Annotated in this window: 15 protein-coding genes and 1 rRNA gene; 3 read left to right on the forward strand and 13 right to left on the reverse strand. The window is 41.6% G+C overall.

Features of this window, described 5'->3' with window-relative positions; translation table 11 throughout:
• Positions 1–95: ribosomal RNA gene (locus tag BXO88_RS16715) — 16S ribosomal RNA — on the reverse strand; the annotation flags it as partial.
• Positions 96–719: 624 nt separating this feature from the next.
• Here BXO88_RS16715 and BXO88_RS16515 point away from each other — a divergent pair.
• Positions 720–857 carry a hypothetical protein gene (locus tag BXO88_RS16515; RefSeq protein ID WP_168171659.1) on the forward strand — a complete coding sequence of 46 codons (138 nt, stop codon included), beginning with the start codon at positions 720–722 and terminating at the stop codon, positions 855–857.
• Positions 858–970: 113 nt separating this feature from the next.
• On the opposite strand, the gene BXO88_RS08595 is transcribed toward BXO88_RS16515, so the two are convergent.
• From BXO88_RS08595 to BXO88_RS08620, 6 genes are all read right to left on the reverse strand, one after another.
• Complete coding sequence (locus BXO88_RS08595; protein ID WP_044995819.1) at positions 971–1,900, reverse strand: AEC family transporter; 930 nt, start codon at positions 1,898–1,900, stop codon at positions 971–973.
• 288 nt (positions 1,901–2,188) lie between these two features.
• Entirely contained in the window at positions 2,189–3,361 is a 1,173-nt protein-coding gene (locus tag BXO88_RS08600) for an isocitrate/isopropylmalate family dehydrogenase (RefSeq protein ID WP_078037335.1), read from the reverse strand.
• A 305-nt stretch (positions 3,362–3,666) separates the two neighbouring features.
• Positions 3,667–4,539 carry a LysR family transcriptional regulator gene (locus BXO88_RS08605; RefSeq protein ID WP_078037336.1) on the reverse strand — a complete coding sequence of 291 codons (873 nt, stop codon included), beginning with the start codon at positions 4,537–4,539 and terminating at the stop codon, positions 3,667–3,669.
• Positions 4,540–4,574: 35 nt separating this feature from the next.
• Positions 4,575–6,545 (reverse strand): aconitate hydratase, encoded by a 1,971-nt coding sequence (locus BXO88_RS08610; RefSeq protein ID WP_078037337.1) that lies wholly within the window; start codon positions 6,543–6,545, stop codon positions 4,575–4,577.
• 308 nt (positions 6,546–6,853) lie between these two features.
• The gene (locus tag BXO88_RS08615; RefSeq protein WP_078037338.1) at positions 6,854–8,251 is read right to left on the reverse strand and encodes a CitMHS family transporter; all 1,398 of its coding nucleotides are present in this window, start codon (positions 8,249–8,251) and stop codon (positions 6,854–6,856) included.
• A gap of 182 nt (positions 8,252–8,433) precedes the next feature.
• Complete coding sequence (locus tag BXO88_RS08620) at positions 8,434–10,950, reverse strand: ATP-binding protein (protein WP_078037339.1); 2,517 nt, start codon at positions 10,948–10,950, stop codon at positions 8,434–8,436.
• Between the two features lie 167 nt (positions 10,951–11,117).
• On the opposite strand from BXO88_RS08620, the gene BXO88_RS08625 reads away from it, so the two are divergent.
• Positions 11,118–11,816: a response regulator transcription factor gene (locus tag BXO88_RS08625; RefSeq protein ID WP_078037340.1), complete on the forward strand. Its 699-nt coding sequence runs from the start codon at positions 11,118–11,120 to the stop codon at positions 11,814–11,816.
• 86 nt (positions 11,817–11,902) lie between these two features.
• Here the strand turns inward: BXO88_RS08625 and BXO88_RS08630 are convergent, their stop codons facing one another.
• Positions 11,903–13,090 carry a glycosyltransferase family protein gene (locus tag BXO88_RS08630; RefSeq protein ID WP_078037341.1) on the reverse strand — a complete coding sequence of 396 codons (1,188 nt, stop codon included), beginning with the start codon at positions 13,088–13,090 and terminating at the stop codon, positions 11,903–11,905.
• A gap of 81 nt (positions 13,091–13,171) precedes the next feature.
• The gene (locus BXO88_RS08635; RefSeq protein WP_078037342.1) at positions 13,172–13,762 is read right to left on the reverse strand and encodes a nitroreductase family protein; all 591 of its coding nucleotides are present in this window, start codon (positions 13,760–13,762) and stop codon (positions 13,172–13,174) included.
• A gap of 136 nt (positions 13,763–13,898) precedes the next feature.
• Between BXO88_RS08635 and BXO88_RS08640 the strand changes: the two genes are divergently transcribed.
• Positions 13,899–14,837, forward strand: a complete 939-nt coding sequence (locus BXO88_RS08640; protein WP_078037343.1) for a LysR family transcriptional regulator — start codon at positions 13,899–13,901, stop codon at positions 14,835–14,837.
• A 39-nt stretch (positions 14,838–14,876) separates the two neighbouring features.
• Here BXO88_RS08640 and BXO88_RS08645 read toward each other — a convergent pair whose 3' ends face one another.
• From BXO88_RS08645 to BXO88_RS08660, 4 genes are all read right to left on the reverse strand, one after another.
• Entirely contained in the window at positions 14,877–15,737 is an 861-nt protein-coding gene (locus BXO88_RS08645; protein ID WP_078037344.1) for a YitT family protein, read from the reverse strand.
• Between the two features lie 262 nt (positions 15,738–15,999).
• Positions 16,000–17,082 (reverse strand): GGDEF domain-containing protein, encoded by a 1,083-nt coding sequence (locus BXO88_RS08650; protein WP_168171660.1) that lies wholly within the window; start codon positions 17,080–17,082, stop codon positions 16,000–16,002.
• Positions 17,083–17,406: 324 nt separating this feature from the next.
• On the reverse strand, positions 17,407–18,291 hold the full coding sequence (locus tag BXO88_RS08655; protein ID WP_078037346.1) for a hypothetical protein: 885 nt from the start codon (positions 18,289–18,291) through the stop codon (positions 17,407–17,409).
• A gap of 260 nt (positions 18,292–18,551) precedes the next feature.
• Positions 18,552–19,889 (reverse strand): 2-hydroxycarboxylate transporter family protein, encoded by a 1,338-nt coding sequence (locus tag BXO88_RS08660; protein WP_078037347.1) that lies wholly within the window; start codon positions 19,887–19,889, stop codon positions 18,552–18,554.
• Positions 19,890–20,045 lie beyond the last annotated feature (156 nt).

Raw genomic sequence — 20,045 nt, forward strand, 5'->3', positions numbered from 1 at the left:
GAGAATCACTAGGTTTCATCTCTCGCTCGTTCGACTTGCATGTGTTAGGCACGCCGCCAGCGTTCATCCTGAGCCAGGATCGAACTCTCATCTTAAATGTTAAGAGATTTCTCTCTTTAAGTTCATCCCGTTCAGAACTCACTAGCTTAGCTTGTTCTGTCCGTTATTCTTTACTGCGAATAAATTCGCTTGACCTCTTTGGTCGTTTGCATTGAAGTCTTTCTCATATCACTACCGGAGGTCGCCATCCGGCTTGAGGCCGTCTGACGATCCTGCTTTCGCAGGATGGCGATTAGAAATCGCCACATATCGCTCCGAAGTTTTTCTTCAGAAAAACTTCTCCGCTCTGAAAATCTAATTCTTAGAATCTTCAGGGTCTGTGTATTAATCGATCTTTGATTTTCAAGGTTCTTTGTGTCGCTCAAGTTCTTGTCTCTCTCGCGACGCCTAGTCACTATAGCAGAGGGGATATATCGTGTCAATTGATTTTTGATTTATTTTATTAATTTATTTTTTAACAATTAAATCCACCAAAAAAGCCATTTGATTTACGTATTATCTGTCAATTTTTCCTATGATTCCACTACGGAAAGTCAAGTCATAATATTCACCAAATTTTCGTGATACTTTTTTCTTAATGAATTCATTATAAAAAAGTTATATTTTGACGAACTATCTGTTACAAAGAAAAACATTTTGAAGCTTACAGGGAGGTATATATGGAAGATTTAATCATGAATTCATTTTTAGTTGTAACAGTCATGTTTTTACTGTCCTATATTGCCAAAGGATTAAGTTATGTATGTGGAGGGCATATACCATTTTTCAGAAAAAAGGATATATCCTCCGGTAAATAATTGAACACTATGTACTCTCTAAAAGATATTTTTATTAAAAGAAGCTGTACTTCCGTAAAGGAAATTGCAGCTTCTTTTAATGATTACCTGTTTCTGTTATTTATTATCCATATTCATGCCATAAAAACCGCACTGACTATCATAACCCACACAGGAAGAAGCAGGATGCTGAGGATGGTTGAAAGAACGACAACATTGGCTGCAAATGTCACATCACCGTCATACTGGCTCGCCACAACGGCTGTCATTGATGCTGCGGGCATGGCAGCGAGAACCACAGCAACACCTGCCGCAACAGGATCCATGCTCACCAGAAAACATCCAAGCATGACCACTGTCGGAATGATAACGAATCGGATAAATGAATAGAGACAGGTATGCTTCGTGATAAGTCCGGAAAATCCGCTTTCCGCAAGACTCATTCCAAGAAACATCATGGTGAGGGGCGAAGTCATATTGCCTATGCTCTGAATACTCGTATCAAGAAAATCCGGAAAATCTATCTGTAAGAACATAATGATCATACCAAGCCACACAGCATTGATGCAGGGATGGCTCATGACCTTTTTGATAACTGTTTTTCTGTCCGGTGCTTCCGTGAAATACGACACACCCGCAGACCACATGACTATTCGCTGCGGAATGACATAAAGGGCCGAATAGAGATAACCGAGATCTCCGTATATGGCTCCGGCTATGATATTTCCCAGTATTCCGGAATTGGATGCGATAGTTGCATACTGAAATACCATCTTTCTCTTTTTGGGGAGCCAGTTATAGCATACAGAAGCCGCCACAGCGAGAAATACCTGCACCAGGACCGAGGCCACAAGCATTATCAGACCCTGTTTCAGGATCTCTGCGTTCATCTCGATCATGAAGGATTTTATGATATTACAGGGAAGGGTAACATACACTATGAGGGCTGTAAGTATCCCTTTTGATTCACCTTTGACCAGGTTCAGTTTTCGTACAATGAAGCCTGCTGCCATCTCCAGGAACATTACCGCCTGAAGATTCAGAAGCGCCTGCATATCAATCATTTTCTGTCACTCCTATATCTGAGCCGTGAGCATCAAAGCCGGTTTTACTCAATGCCTGTAAGTTCTTTTCACTATCTTCTCAAAGAATACCACAGTTCCCTCGGTTCAAATCATACTGATACTTTATATATAGAATAACCCGGGATATGCTCCCGGGCTGCCAGCATGAAAATTTTGACTTTTAATTAAAGTGATACCTGCAACTTCCTCTTTCAGGATCAGAAGCTTAACTCACTGTTATTACCCGTAAACTATCATTCCTCTGTATGAAAAGTCAGTTCATATACGTTATTCGAGTCCCTTGATGGTATCGATGAGGTAATCTGTGAACTCGGCTGCGCTTGCATCCTTTGTCTCTGTTGTCAGGACAACCTTTCTCTCTGTCACTGTGGTGATCTCAAGTGCCTTCTCAAGAATGGCCTTTCTGTCTGCAAAGCCGATATGTGCCATCATCTCACCCATTGCGCGGATAAGGGAACATGGATTTGCATAGTTTCCTCTTCCGTGGCTCATAAGATACGGAGCGGTTCCGTGGATGGCCTCAAAAAGAGCATACTTGTTTCCGATATTGGAGCTTGAAGCGGTTCCCAGTCCGCCCTGATGCTCGGCAGCAACATCTGTTACGATATCGCCGTAAAGGTTAGGAAGTACCACAACCTCCATATCCTTGTTGAACTCAGGATCCAGCATCTTGGCTGCAGTTGCATCCACAAGCTTGTCATTTACTTCTATCTCAGGATACTCTTCTTCTCCGATTCTGTGTACGGTCTTAACGAAATTTCCGTCAACAAGCTTCACTATATTGGCCTTTGTAACAACTGTCACATGCTTCTTGCCGTTCTTTCTTGCAAACTCAAAGGCAGCTCTTGCGATTCTTTCAGCTCCCGGCTTTGTAAGCACCTTGAAATCGATTGCGAGATCATCATTGACCTCGATACCCTTATTTCCGAGTATGTACTCTCCTTCGATATTCTCACGGAAGAATGTCCAGTCAATGTTTCTGTCCGGCATCTTGATAGGACGTACAGCAGCGAACAGATTAAGTCCTCTTCTGAGAAGTGAGTTTGCGGAAAGAAGATTCGGCCATGGATCACCCGGTCTCGGTGTAACGAAAGGTCCCTTTACAAGCACATCACACTTCTTACATTCTTCCATAACGTCATCTGGAAGTGACTGGTTAAGCTCTGATCTTCTTTCGATGGTCATTCCCTCAATGATATGTACTTCAACCTTACCTGAAGCTATCTCATCCTTAAGAAGCTCATTAACAACTCTTAACGCCTGCTCCATAATGATAGGACCTATTCCATCACCCGGAAGGATACCGATCTTTATATGATCAAGTTTGGAGAAATCCTTGATCTCAATATCCTCCTTCATGGTCTCGATACGTGCAAGCTCTGCTCTGATAAGATCTCCGAACTTCGCTTCTGCTGCTCTGATCTGTTCTTCTGTACCCATAGCTAAATCTCCTTTATCATTGTAATCAGTTTACGATGAACCTAAATCGCTGTTATCATGCTCCACGGATATCGTTTTCTATGATCATCGGGAATATTCGATATCTTTGCTCTACAAAAGTAAAATATGTTCAGGTGAATGTTTCATGTTCTAATGTGATTATATTCAGTCCGCTACATAAAGTAAAATATATGCTTTGATATGCACTTTATACAAAAATATCTATCAGTCACTCTCTGCTTGATCTGCACCAAGTTGACTTTTCCACTCAGATTCTTCCTTTATCGTATTTTAACGAAGGTTTTTCACCTTAACCTGACATTCTTATCCACATATTTTATAAGTTCATCCACTATTGGTCTCCTGTTCTTTTCCTTCCTGTAGATAAACCATGATTTTCTTACGACCCTGCTGCCATCCTTCATGGTGAGGGGTTGAAGACACAGGTCATATTCATTAACGAAACCATCTGGAAGGAAGCACAGAAGATACTTGTTTCCCTGAGTCAGGCTTCTGAAAGCAAATTCTATATATCCAAGATCTTCATAAGCTTCCGGTAGTTCTGTACCGAATCTCTCATGCCACCAAAGAGCAAGTTTCTCTTCGGTCTTACCGTTTGTCTGATATGCCACTCTGTCCATACCGGGAAGATCCTGTATATCCACAGGATCTTTCGTCACCGCAAAAGCTTCTGTATGATCCACAAGATCGTGATAGACATTATCTGTATAGTCACTTCTTATAAAGGCCACATCAAGTTTTCCCTCCATAAGCATCTGATGAAGAAGGTTGCTTTGTTTATTCACCACCCGGATATTGGCCTCGGGATGTGCCCTGGAAAAGGGATCCAGAATGTCATAGAGGGAGTACTTAGTATAAGTATAGGCAGAACCGATGACCAGATTTTCCCTGTTCTGCTCTTTTATGTATCTAAGCCCTTCCCGTACTTCTTCCTCCAGCTGCAGGTACTTTACAGCCTCATGATACAGAAACTCTCCCTCCTTCGTAAATTCCACTCCAAGAGGGCTTCGTTCCACTATCTTACAATCGAGTTCCTGCTCCATAAGCTGAAGCCGCTTCGTGATGGCTGATTGAGATTTGAACATCATTCCCGCTATCTTCGTAATGCTGGGATTCTGATACAGCTCATATATGATTCTCCAGTCGCTGTCTTTCACAAATATCTCCTTACTGCAGAGGGCCTGATACGCTTTTATTCTTTTATGATACCCCTGTCTACAAGCTGCTTCTTCAGATGCATAAGCTGGCCTCCATCAAGGATAGTTGCCATTTCCGCATCGGATATATCCAGCTTACATTTAAAGCTGAAGTCACCGGTCTTATCTCTCACTGTGACCTCATGCTTCTTTATCTGTTCAGGAAAATCCACTATCTCAAGTTCATCAAGCAGTTCCAGCTTTTCATAGTCCTCAGGATTTTCGAAGAGCATAGGAACTATACCATGGTTTATGAGATTTCCCTTATGTATACGGGCAATGCTTTTGGCGATGACACATTTGACTCCGAGGTACATAGGATTGATCGCTGCATGCTCTCTTGATGAACCCTGACCGTAATTCTCTCCACCTATGATTATGGACTTGCCGAGCCCTCTTGCTCTCTCCGCGAACTCGGGATCATATCTATTGTAACAGTACTTTGACATCAGTGGAATGTTGGATCTCATGGATGAGAATTCAGCTCCGGCAGGTGTGATATCGTCTGTAGAGATATTGTCACGTCCCTTAAGTGAGATCCTGCAGGAAAGATCCTTTTCCGGCTTTTCAGGTACAGGAAGCGGTGCTATATTCGGTCCCTTTATGACTTCAACCTTTTCGGCTTCCTCTTCACTGAGAGGTTTTATAAGCATGGAATCATCCACGAAATAATGCTCCGGCTCATGAACTGATGCGAGCTTTCCGACATCCGGTCCCATGACATCAAAGGCAGTGGCAAAGGTTCCCTTTATGGCAGTTGCCGCGGCTGTCTCAGGAGACACGAGATAGACATTGGCATTCGGAGAGCCTGCACGACCGCGGAAGTTACGATTTGAAGTTCTGACTGCTATGCCATTCGTCGGCGGCACCTGTCCTATGGCGCAGCATGGACCACAGCTTAATTCCAGGATACGCACACCGGCATCGATAAGCATGTCGAGATAGCCATCCTTCATAAGCTGCTTATAAATCTGTTTGCTTGCGATACCGGCTGTACACTGTACATTCTCATCGACATGATGTCCCTGCATCACGAGGGCGGCCTTTGCAAAATCAGAATATGAACCGTTGGTACATGAACCCATAAATACCTGCTGTACCACCGGGTGCTCTCTGAGTGAACTTACGGGAACAACATTATCCGGCTGATGCGGCAGAGCGATAAGCGGTTCAAGGGATGAAAGATCCAGTTCCATCTCCTCATCATATTCCGCATCCTCATCTGCAGACATAGGTATAAACTCGGAGCCTCTGTCCTGAGCCTCCATGAATTTCTTCACAACTTCATCCGCAGGGAAAATCGAGGTTGTGGCGCCCATTTCCGCGCCCATGTTTGCGATGGTCAGTCTCTCGGGAACCTCAAGAGTCAGAACTCCGGGGCCTACATATTCAAACACTTTTCCGAGACCGCCCTTGATAGTGACTCTTCTCAGCATCTCAAGAACAACTTCCTTGGCATTTACACCGGGCTTAAGATGCCCGGTAAGATTCACCTTTACCACCTTAGGCATGGTTAGTCTCATAGGTAGTCCGGTCATGGCAGTTGCCACATCCATTCCTCCTACGCCTATGGCGAGGGCACCCACGGCACCGCTTGAAGGAGTATGTGAATCTCCCCCCATCAGAAGCTTGCCCGGAGAGGCAAAGCGGCAGGTGTGTATCATATGACAGATTCCGTTACCGGGTCTCGAAACATATACCCCGTATTTTTCAGCTGCAGTACGAAGATATATATGGTCATCCGGTGTCTTGAAATCTATATACAGAAGATTATGATCAAGATTTGAAACAGATACCTCTGTCCTTGCCCTCTTTAGTCCTATCTGTTCAAATGCAAGATATGTCATGACAGCATTGATATCATGTGTCAGTGTCTGATCTACAGTCACAAACACATCCTCTCCCGGTGTCATGGTACCGGAATCAAAATGTGAACGGATTATCTTTCTTGTAAGTGAATCTCCCATATTTTCTCCTTATATTCTCTATAAAGCCCAACCGCCTTTTTGTATGTCAGATCTCAGGCTTTCATAAATTCCTCCACCTTTCTTATCGGAAGAATGGTTTTCATAAATAAATATTATCCTGTAGGAGGCAATAAAAGAAATTCATAATAAAAATGAGGGCATTCCATAATGGAATGCCCTCATAATACGAGATTAATTTTTTTACTGACCCATGCTCTTACGAACTGCTCGTTCCCCCTGTGAACAGTTCATAAGAGTTTTCTGAATCAAAGAGAAATATATGATTTATTCTGCTTACGCAGTAATCATTAAAGTGGCATAAGTCCGATCATTACTGCAAAGATCATGCAGATGATGGAGAATATCCAAACATATCCGAAGGATGCCTTGATATGATCCTTGATATCGACCTCAGCCACACCAACACCGAGAAGTGTTGCAGGTACCATCGGGCTGATGAAGGTTGCACAGTTACGACAAACTACCATTGCGATGGCAACTGGAAGTGCATCGAGACCGAATGATGCGCCGATGGCGATCATAACAGGAAGCATTCCGTAGAAATATGAATCTGTATCGAATGCAAGTGCAAGAGGTACAGAAAGGATACCGATAACAAGTGGAAGATGATTTCCAAGTGTTGCAGGAAGTATCATTGTGATGATCTCAGCCATGTTTGATACAACAGATGTCTTCATCATCTCAACACCCGGCTTAGCGATAACAGCAGCGCCATCAGCATTGAAACCATATACGAGAACACCCATAAGTACAGCAGCGCCCATAAGTGTTGAACACATCATAAGAGCAGGACCTGCATGACGATTGATGATCTTCTTCTGCATCTTGACAGGTGTATAGTTAACAAGTATCGCAGCTGCAACACCAAGCATGAATGGTACATAGCTTGGGAACTGATCCCATACGAGAAGAGCGATTACAGCTATTGTAAGGAGAATGTTGAAAGCGAAAAGCTTTGGTCTTGCAAGCTCATTATCCTGCTTGATCTCCTCTGCATCCTCTGAATCCTCAGAAACTGCCATAGTAGCAAGCTTACCGTTAAGTCCGGCGCCTCTTGCCTTCTCCTGAAGACCTGCTACAACAGCGTGTACAAGACAGAGAACGATTCCGAAGATCTGGATAGGAATGATAGTTCTCCAAAGTGCTCCTGACTCCATTCCGAGAACAGATGCTGCTCTCATTGTAGGGCCTGCCCATGGCATAAGGTTAAGTACACCCATTGAAAGAACCGCACATCTTAAAAGTGTTGTCTTTCTCATGTGCATCTTCTTATATACAGGAAGCATCGCAGGTACAACGATGAGGAAGGTTGAAGCTCCACCACCGTCGAGATGACCGATGAGTGCTATAACTGATGTCATAACTGTTACGCCGATAACATTGTCACCAACAAGCTTCATGAGCTTGTCAATGATTACATCGAACATTCCAGCATCAGTCATGATTCCGAAATAAAGCACTGAGAAAACAAAAAGTGCCGCGGTTGCTCCGGTACTTCCGAAACCGCCCTTGATGAGCTTTCCTACCTGCTCGATATCATAGTAGCCGCCAAGCACCAGAATAAGTGCAAGAATTGACGGGAACACGATAAATGCAATACTAGGAATAGTCTTGCTCTTGAAAAGTGTTACAACGATCGCAACGATCGTAAGAAATCCAAGAATACCAACTACAGTTGTTGTCATTGATTCTCTCCCCCGATTTAGTTTTGTTATGGATAAACCAGATGCACATTTCCCTGGGATAAACGTTAAAAACGAATCACTCATCCCTAGCGCATTACTTATTTATCTCTTAGCGGAGGCTATCTTATTAAACAAACCTTAACACAGCACCATGTATACATTAATATTCATTAATCCAAACCTTACAGTTTATTAAGATTCTTTATATTGCTTGAAATCTGTTCTGCAAGCCCTATTATCTCGGCTTCAGACACCGGTTTTTCCATGTAACCGTTTATGAGTCCTCTTTTCTTCGCTTCAACTATGTCTCTGTTGATACTGTCTGCCATGATTATCCTGAGAGAATCCTTACTGTCCGAAAGTTCAGACATAAAAATCTCTATTCCTGAGTAATTCCCCACATTTTCATCTATCAGAACTATGTCCGGTGCCATGATCTGTAACTCCCTATGAAGCTCCTCGATGGAATCGCACATTACCGCGTTTATAGTCTCCCTTGCATCCAGACCATCCTTCAGAAGAGAAAGAATCTTGTGGTTATCATCCACGACTATTACATTGATCTTCCTGACCTTCATCTTCTGGGGCTGCCTTGCGAGGCCAATGTCTCCCTCTCCGCTTCTGTCATGTCCCAGAACTACATCTACCTGCATCTTTTCTGCTTCAAAGAAGTCCGTCATGGCATCCCGGGATTTTTTTATGAGACTTCCCCCCTTATGCTCATTACCCTGAACCTCTATTACAGGAAAATAAACATAGAAGGTGGTTCCCTTACCTATCTCGGAATCTATATGTATCATTCCCTTATGCTCTTCAACTATTTGTTCCGCAAGAGACAGACCGAGTCCCGTACCCTCTCCCGGCTTTTTCGTGGTATAGAAAGGCTCGAATATCTGTTTACGTACATTTTCACTCATGCCCACACCATTATCACCTATTTCAAATACAAGGTATCTCTTGAATACCTTATCCTTTGAAAACTCCTTTATACTGATGTCCGACTGTTCCTTAACGTATGCCTTGAGTTTTAACTTTCCCGCCTCTTTATCAGACATAGCCTGAATCCCGTTCACCGTGATATTCAAAAGGACCTGATTTATCTGCGTACTGTTACCCAGGATATATTCGTTCTTTACATCATTTTTCTTTTCTATGTCTACAGACTCGGGGCATATGGACTCTGCCATCCTGAAGAACCTGTTCACAAGCTTGTATGCCTCCAGATTACGGAAGATGGTCTCAACATTTTTTCTGCTCATTGCCGACATCTGATGAACCACATCCTTCGCCTTCTCGGAAGCCTGAAGAATCTCTCTTGCACTGTCATACTCATCAGAATCCTCCGGAAGTGACAGCATAAGAAGTTCAGCATGACCCATGATAGGAGTAAGGAAATTGTTGAACTCGTGAGCAATTCCACCGGTCATAGTTCCCATGATCTGCAGTCTCTGCTGATGGGCGATGGCATTTTCACTTCTATGCATCTCCTCCAGTACCTGATTAAGATTCTTGAGATAATCTATTTCATGGGACGCTCTGTTGTTTGCCGATATCAGACGTAAAATTCCTACAGATGCGCATACAAATACCAGAAGTATCCCCGTAGCAACCATGACTATACCCTGAAAACCCTCGAGTATAGGCTGATAGTAATCATCGTAATCCACCACTGCACTGACTATCCAGAAATCATCCCCAATTCTTACCGGACTGTAGCCGCTTATCTTTCTGACCCTCGGAACCTCATCCTCCATCCACCAGTAGGAGTAGTAATCTGCGACACCTTCTTCTCCACGATTTTGTTTATCCAGCAGTCTCTCAAGACTCTGATAATCAAGATCCGGAAACATTTCCATTCTGCCGGAAATAACGCTTATACCCCACTGATCCTTTGAAGGATGCATCAGCATGAGATTTTCCGAGTTTTTTATTACTATGTATCCGTTTGTACCTATGTGTACATCCGAAAGAAGATTATCATAGTACCTGTCTTCATCTATCATGTAACAGACATAGCTTACTGAGGAATCTGACTGGGAAACATCCTCTGTCTTTGACGAATTCTTTTTTCGGGAGGATACTTCTTTTACTGGATCTTCTATCCTTTTCTTGAAAATGAGAACATCCCTGTTGTTACTATTTAAATAAGCTTCTTCATTTTTCGCGGTCTTCAAAGCCGACTCTGCATGACCCTGCCAGAGACTTATCCCATTACCGGCGTCCGAAATCATCTTAAGATCCACTATCTTAAACGCCTCATTTGAATCCACTTCAGAGTCATCAGCCATAGGTCTTAAAGCTTTTATGATCTTTCCATTCTCGTCCTCTATGTAAACATTAAGAGCGAGATCAATTTCACTTCCCAGGTACTGTTTTAAAATTTCATCATTATCCTTTTTCTCAATGATGGAAGAAAAAAGCTCCAGCTCCTTGATGTAATTTTCCATATCTGCACTTACATTCATGCTGATAGTCCTGGCCATCAGAAGAAGCTGATCCTTCTGATTCTTCATGAGTTCGTTTTTGTAATCATGAAACACCTTAAGCCCTGTCATGAGCAGCACAAAGGTACTTAGGATTCCCACGACAGCGAGGATCATATACTTGAGGCTCATCTTTGTTTTTTTCCTGATCCATGCCTTCAATATCTCATCATATCTTGCCTGTATGGTATTTTTCTTCATATTGTCTTTTGCCATATTTAAACCCAATGATTATTTTTTTATATTCATATTATATTTAATGCTATATATCGATCATTTTAAGAGATAATGATCATAGCGATTCTTCTATTTGACGAACTATACCATATAATTTAGAATATAGCCTTAATGTTTATTAAGATTTGGATGAGAAAAGGTGTGCTATGTCCGATAAAGTTTTGATTGTTGATGATGATGTAAACATTTGCAGACTGCTTGAGAAGGTGATGAGAAGTAATGAAATCACTTCCGAGACAGCGAATTCCGGTCAGGAGGCTCTCATGAAGATTTCCTCCGGAATGTATGATCTTATTTTGATGGACGTTACTCTCGGCGACATGGAAGGCTTCGATGTCATCAAAAAAATAAGAGCCGATCATATTTCCACACCTATAATTATCATATCCGGACGAAACGAAGATTACGACTCGGTATACGGTCTTTCCATAGGTGCAGACGACTACATCACGAAGCCCTTCCGACCTATGATTCTTGGTGCCAAGGTCAAGGCTCTCATCAGAAGAAACAGACAGGCCATGTCCCAGCACAGCCATGCAGGCAGCACCGTACTCACTGTTGGTCAGTTTTCCTATGACGCATCATCCATGCGGTTCTACAAGGGGGATGAAGAGCTTTTCCTTTCTTCCAAGGAAGCTGCACTTCTTCTTCTTTTTCTGAAGAATCCACAGCAAGTATTTAACAAAGATGTGATCTATGATCATGTCTGGGGCAATTCCATTGCCGTTGACGATAACGCCATTATGGTTTACATCAACAGACTGCGTAGCAAGGTAGAAGAGGACTCAAAAAAGCCCACGCACATTTTAACTGTACGTGGACTCGGATATAGATTTGTTCCATGAACTTAAAGCATACCCGCATCATCCGGGCATCTGATATTTTGCTTCCAGCTGAGTTAAACTTATATATATGATTCTGCAATTTAAATTCAGTACTGTTGATCTTTTCTCATGATTTCCAGAAGCTGTTTTATCCTCGCCTCGGTACCATCATGCTCCATGACATGATGATGCCCGTTCATAGCTATTATCTCAGCCTCTTTTGGATTTGACAAAAGCCACATGATATCCTGAACCGCCTTCTCGATATGATTCAGATCAAACAGCATGATATCTATGCCATCCATATAGTTTTCCTCAAGATAGGTTGATGTATCCGACACGCAGACTGCACCATTCATCATTCCTGCAAAAGGCTTCTCGCTGCTGCCCTTCTTGAACCACGGCATGATACTCAGATCTATCTTCGCATCTCCCACCAGCTTATGGCATTCATATGGCGAAACTCTGTTATGAATTCTGATGTTATCAGAAAAGGGTTTTTCTTCATCCACCCATCCTGTACCGTATACATCGACACTTATTCCCGCCATATCGAGCGCATGCATGATCATGAGCTTATACTCTCTCCTGACTATGTCCTCTATATATCTGGATACATGTTTCGTGACCAGCAGATCGTACAACATCTCATTATCCGACTTAAGCTCATTTTCTTTCAGATATCTCTCCACTGCTTCTTCTGCAGAAAGATCAGGATCTTCAATAAGCATTCCAATGGCAGCCTCATACATATCCATGCCATTGTTTGGCAGATAATCCACTTTCATCAGATACTCATGAACTTCCTGACAATTGCCGCAGTACAGTACATCCATACTTCTCTCATGGAAAGGCTTGATAATGTCACCTTCTTTTACTCCACTATCCGGTAGATATATCACTTCCTTTACTTTCGGGTAAAATCTTTTCACGAAATCAACATGATTCTGATCCAGGCAGATAACATGCAGTGTATTTATTGGATTCTCCAGACTATCATCATAGTTTCTTGGATGATCAAGCAGAAAATCATAAACATCTACTCCGTACATTTCCCATAAATTTACCGATGCATCAAGCAGCAGGAGACCGAAATTGTTATAACATAGCATGGAACAGTTCCCGCCTTGAATCATCTCCATGAATTCTTTGTCTAATTCATGGATCTCATCGACATAAACTTCCTTAACATGTACATCCGGTATTTTCTTCAGGGCCTTTACCCAATGGCCCGTAAAATAATTTACAAGATCATTATAGGATTTTGATACAGAACAAACTATGATATCACGCATGATCGTCCTCCCAAATTAAAACTAACTCTATAGTGTTAATCGACTCACATAGGCAATTCTTAAATGATATTGAAACTATTTTTATAAATCATTCCTACTTATCACTATATCTTTGAGCTCACGCTTGGGCACAAAGTGTGTTCCGCTTTCGTCTCTGTAGTAGTTAATGCTTCCATCCTTTGGTATGTCTACGATTCTGATGTTCTCTGCAGGCTCACCGAGTGCTATAACAAGAAGAGGCATGAGATTTTCCGGAAGCTCCAGATATTTAGTCAATGGATCCAAACCGAAATCCCTTATAATTAGTCCGCCAAGACCTTTTTCTGTCGCCGAAAGAAGAAGGGTCTGCGCTGAAATTCCGACATCGATCATTACAGCCTGAGTATTTGGCTGTATATCCTTATCCTGAAGTATGATTACAAAGGCTGTTGGATGTGTACCCTCCTTGGGAAGATGCAGTTCAGGAAGAGCTCCGCCCCATTTGGTGAGACTGAGTATACCCTCAACCTCATCCTTTTCAGTTGCGATATAATACTTTAAAGGCTGTCTGTTGGCAGCTGACGCTGTAACACGTGCATCGTCAACCAGTTCAAAAAGCTCCTCTTTTGTGATCCTTCTGTTTTCATTGTAACCTCTGAAACTTCTGTTCTTAAGTACCAAATCTTTAAACATTTTCTTACCTCCTTTTTTATTTTCATAGTAAAAGTATAAATCAATTTTTATTATATTTTTATATTTATAAGTTATCACTTCATGATAGAATATAGGAAATTGCAATAATTCTTTGTTTCAACAAAAGGTATTACCTATGACTACCAGAGAACTTTTATACGTAAAAACCGTAGCAGATACACACAATATCTCAAAAGCCGCAAAAAAACTGTTTGTGGCACAGCCTTCCCTGTCTCAGTCTCTTCAACGTATCGAGGAAAGCATTGGGACTAAGATCTTCATCAGAGGATCAGAGGGACTTAAGCTGACTTACGCAGGGGAACGATATTATCAGATGGCATGTAAGATACTTAAGATCTATGATGATTTCGAGTCAGAGATCAGTGATATGAATGATTTAAAGACAGGACACATTAGTTTTGGTATCACAAACCATCTGGGTGCCATCATTTTACCCATGATCATTCCTCAGTTTAAGGATGAATGTCCCGGTATACACCTCGACATATTTGAAGGTTCAACAGAACTTCAGGAAGAAAAGCTCATTTCAGGTGATCTTGATTTTTCAGTCATGCATGCACCTGTTGAGGGTACAGAAGCCAATCCATCTCTTAATTATGAGATACTTGCGAGACATCCCTTTGTACTTGCCATTTCCAGTAAAAATCCTCTTGTACAGCAGGCTGTTCCCATGGAAGGTTATCCCTATCCTGTCCTCGACGTAAAGCTTCTCGCCGACCAGCCTCTTTTGACTCTTCTCAAGGAACAGCGTATTCGCCATGTCACAGACTCGGTACTAAAAAAAGCGGGTATTCATCCGGAAATTAAATTTGTATCGAGAAACTACATGACCCTTGAGAAGCTTGCTGCAGAGGACATCGGTTTCACCCTTCTGCCATCGGATTATGTCAATGTCAACAGATACGACAATCCACCGGTCTTTCTTTCTATTGATAAAAAATATTCAGCTTACTGGAGCTTATGCATAACCACTCTTAAGGGTGCCTTCCTTTCCAGAGCTGATGAGCGATTCATACAGATAATAAGAGACAAGATGTCCACCAGAGAACGATAAAAAAATCCGCCAGAGTTGATACTCTGACGGATTTTTATTTCAGTCTTTTGGCTTCATATAGAATCTTCCCGATACCTCTGACGTTCTTAAGGAATTGATAAATGCATGAGGATCTATCTCCTTTATCTTTATCATGACTTTTTTTGCATCATCCGCTCCTATAACTGAATATACAACATGATACTGCTTATGCTCATGAGAGCCCTGCGCAGTCATGATAGATGCGCCATGATGACTAACATCATAGATCATCTGAGATATCTCATCAGGCTTTGAGGTTATTATAAATAAGGTCTGTCTCTGATAAGCTCTGTAAAGAGTGTGAAGAGTCTGCGTAGAAACATACTGGAAGACTATTGAATACAGAGCCTTGTCCCATCCAAACAGTATACCTGCAGCCACCAGGATAACAACATTGAATCCGAGTACGAGATTCCATGTTTCCATACCTCTCTTCTGGCTAAGGTAAATCGCTATAAAATCTGTTCCACCGGATGTTGCATCTACACTTAGACACATGCTGACAACAACGCCGTTAATGATTCCACCGAAGATAGCAATCAGCAGCGTATCATAAGTTATGACATGTTCCGGTATCAGATCTGTAAAAAATCCCGAGCATAGTATCATCACCAGCGAAAACAAGGTGAACTTTTTACCTATGAATCTAAATCCTATATATACCGGAATCGCATTCAAAGTGAAATTTATGATGGAATATGGAAGTTCTCTCCCGAGATAAAGCTGACTTACCCTCTGAATAAGTACCGTAAGACCCGTTGCTCCTCCCGGATATAACCCTCCTGTTCTTACGAAAATCTTGACATTCACCGCCATCAGAATAGATGCCAGTACTACAACTATAAGTCTTTTCAGATCTCTCTTATAATCGAACTTCATAGTCATGCCCTTTACTCACTTATATAATGTAATAACCATATCATTTATCAGATATAACTTATGAACATATCTGATTTAACCTAATGTTATCCTTGAATACAATACTCTCCATTTGCCATAAAGTCTAGTGAGTTTTCATTTATTTCATATATTGCCTTTAGCCAATAAAAACATTTTGTTACGTCTTATTTTTGATCAATACACTTTCTCATAATGAAAAAAGACAGAAGCTTCTTTCATCAGCTTCTGTCCCATCGATTCTTTACCCCACAAGCTCAAGAGAATTCTTCAACTTGCTGTGCTTTGTTTTTTTTTCTTCATAAAGCATGGCATCTGCCCTCTCTATGAGTCCGTTTATACTTTCCTTGTCAACGTTCTTTGCATATCTGGTCCAGCCGATGGAAACATCCATATCGAACGGAAGCTGCTCTGAAGTGATTGCCTTATGCAGCATGGTATGAATCTCTTCACATATCCTCTCAACCTCATGCTTATCGGATGTTTCTACAACAACTATAAATTCATCTCCTCCAAATCTTGCCACAAAACGGTTACATGTATGCGAACAGACCTTCTTCAGGACCTTCGCAAGAACCTTCAATGCATGATCACCTTCATTGTGACCGTAGGTATCATTGATCTTTTTAAAACTGTCTATATCCATGATCATAAAATAAAGTCCCGAAGCCCTTGAAGCCTTCAAGGAATTCATCTTGGCTGTCATGAATCTGTATAGCTCATTTCTGTTATTAAGCTTGGTCAGAGGATCCAGAGAAACCAGATCATCCGTAAACTCTATGTATGTGAGAAGAAGAGCTATAGTCAGTCCGAAACAAAGGAAAGGTATCCTGGTATGAAAAACCTGCATGATTCCAAATACTACAGGAAAAACCGGAAAAAAGCCTATGGCCTTATACATATTCCTCTTCGCATAATTCTCCGCCAGCACAGCCATATATATGGCTCTTATAGCTACTACGACAGGATATGCCAGAATCAGTGTAACAAGCATCGGATACAACGGACCTGTCACTAGCTCTCCGTTACCATCTACATATATGTACATCTTATGTAACGGCGTGGTTACTATCATAAATGCATTGAATAGACAGGGAACAGCCGAGAGGATCCTGATCGGAAGCTCATCTATCTTTCTATTTCCCTCATACAGCACCATAAAATATGATACAACATACGCTATGGCAGATGCAGCCAGATAATAGACTATATTCGTCAGATACAACATGAACGGAGTCGTAGTTATAGTTCCGCTGTCCACCAGCACCCAGAACATATCCGTCGTGAGATAGAACATAGCCGTTGCAAGTGTATTACCAAAAAACATCTGGCGCCTTTGTCGATCGATGCTATGAGACGTTTTAAAATATAATATCAGCAAAATAATAATACAGAACGCATTTGCCTCAATATAGTAAAACGCGTAATCGCCCACTAAATCATTTATCATTTACTTCCCCTATATCCTTAAAAAACTTAGATACATTGTTAAAATCATAAATGATATGGTATTACATGTCAAATTCATTCTCCGTCTATGGCGCCAAAATTTTATATGTTTTTTATATATTTTTTACCATAGACAGTTCAATATTTTTCTGATTTTATATCACATGCACAAACATGATTCTTTAAAGCAGGCTCATCCTACTTATTCTCTTATGACTACAAACCCATCATTATCTTCTTCATATGTGTAAAGCTTTTCCGGATTCTTGATAAGCTCTTCTGCTCTTTTTTCAGTATATAGTCCCTTTATATCCTTTACTATATCATGGAGAAGCGCCATAGCTTTATCGTAGCTCTCTTTATCTTTATTTCCCTTACGAAGATAGTATTCTGCCACCTCAAGCTGCATTTCCTTACGATAGATAGCATTTGTGGCATACTGTATCTCTTCCTCAAGGTACTTTATATCCGCATTCTCCATGCCTTTTGCAGCTGCGATTCTGGCTTCATGCACCCTGATCTGCTGTGCAAGATTTTCTGCCAGCATTTTAGCTCTCTTCTCAGCAAGCTCCTTCAGGTGTTTCAGGTCTTCTATCTGAAATTCAGCAGCCTCAAAATCCCTTCTAAGGATCTGTAGATTGGCCTTCTGATTCACAATAAGAGCTGATGTAGTTAATGCATGTATCTTAAGTTCATTTGGTTTCAGCTCCTTAATAGCATCCCATGCCCCATCAAGATCCCCCATCGCTTCCTTTGCATATGAGATCCAGTTCTGACCATTGGCATACTCTGCAAGATCGTGCGGCACCTTTTCATTTACGGGTGCAAATGTCTCTAAAAAGCGTTTTGGATCAGCTTCAGCATAAAGAATCCCCTGAACCTGATTGAGCTTCTTACTGGCAACGATGGCACCTACAAAACGGAAAACTATTATCCCTGCAAAGATAAACAATGCAAAAACAAAAATTGCCGTCTTATTCTCATTATTTAAAATATTACCGCCAAAGTGTATCCACCCAAGCACAGCTCCAAGGACAGCTCCTACTGCCATCATGAGATTAGCCATCCATTTGTAATAAACTATCATTTAAACATCCCCCTGTTATTTTTATTTCACATAATACGCTGGATTATATCATATAAGGCTGTTCATTTCATCATCACTCTAATATCAGTATATTTCTTATAAAACAACATATATAGAAGCCCACTCTTCCATAAAAAAGAGACACCCGAAAGAGGGTGTCTCCAAAATAACAAAACCAGCTGCTTGTATAGTTTTGACAATATTTTATATATCCATCATCCCTTGTGAATAATCCGGAGAACGTAAAAACGCTCTATGGATTACAGCATGAATGAGAATACGAAAGATGCGATGATAAGAACTATACCACCACCAAGACGTGATGAAAGCTGTGAGTATGCAATGAGATCCATACGATCTGCAGCACCCAGACAAGCAAGGTCACCGTTTCCACCTCTGTTAGCCATGCAAAGACCTGCTGTGATAGCTGTATCGATAGGATAGAAACCAACAAGGTATCCAACTGCACCTGAACCGATAACTGCACCAACAACGATCATAAGAGCCATAAGGATGTTTGATGGAGATACTGCATTGAAAAGCTCGGCAAGATTGAAATCAGCGCCCATACCTACCATGATGATGATACCAAGCTGTCCTGAGAAGAAGCTCTGAAGTCTCTTGGCACCTGCACGTACTCTTGCAGGAATCTTACCTGTAGCGGCAAGGATAACTACGAAGATGATCATGTATGCATACTTATGAATAGCTGCGCCTGCAATCTTAGGAAGGAACTTTCCTGCCATAAGCTCACCAACTGAGAAACATGCAAATGCAAGAAGAAGAGCACCTGCAAGGTCAGTGTTATCTGTTGAAACCTTCTCATCATCTCTTACAAGATTCTCTGAACCACGGATAAGAGTCTTCTTATCACCTGTAAGAGCAGGAATCTTCTCACCAAGAGCATTAAGACCTGCTGATGCGATGATACAGAAAATGTTAGCGATTGTAAGAACGATGATTGCAAATGAATAGTAGTTTGCTGCTGCGTCGCCTGTTACCTGCTCATAAATCTGAGAAAGAGGTACTGCACCGGCACCGTTTCCACCGCCCATGATAGGAAGTGTATACTTGATAAGTGTATCCTTAAAAGGAATTCCGAAGATAGCTCCTGTGATGCCGCCGAAGATAGTTGCAACAAGCAGACCACCGAGGATAGCAGGAATATAACCTGCAAATGACTTCAACAGGATATCTCTCTCGAGTGAAAGAACTGATCCACAGATCAGCATGATGATGAACAGCTCAAGGAAGTTAGCATCATCAGAAATGAAAGAATTGATAGCATCAAGTCCTGCCTCAGGAATGAGACCAAACTGCTTAAGGATAGCTACACCGAAGAATGTAAGAAGAAGACCGCCACCGATATATGTATTCCAGATAGGTATTCTCTCACCAAGCTCGTTAAAAATAACTGCGAGACCGAAGCAGATACCAAGTACTGAAGCCATGGTAGTAGCTGCGATCATCTTAGGACCATCGTCGCTTGCCTTTGTGATGTACATAGGCGCAAGTACGAGAATGATACAAATAACTGCCAGCCATGCAGGCTGACCGCCGAGCCAAAGCCCGGTTCTTGCGTGTTTGTTGTCTGCCATATTAAAAAATCCCCCTTAAAAACTGAAGTGAAGCAGCTCACTTCTTTTTGAAATATGACGTTCCGGATAATTCCGGAAAAAATTTTGTCCATATAAAAAAATGGACACGTATTTATAATACGAGTCCATTTTAACATGATAAAATTTTTTTCTCAA

The sequence above is a fragment of the Oribacterium sp. C9 genome (genome assembly GCF_002007235.1).
GTDB lineage: Bacteria > Bacillota > Clostridia > Lachnospirales > Lachnospiraceae > Oribacterium.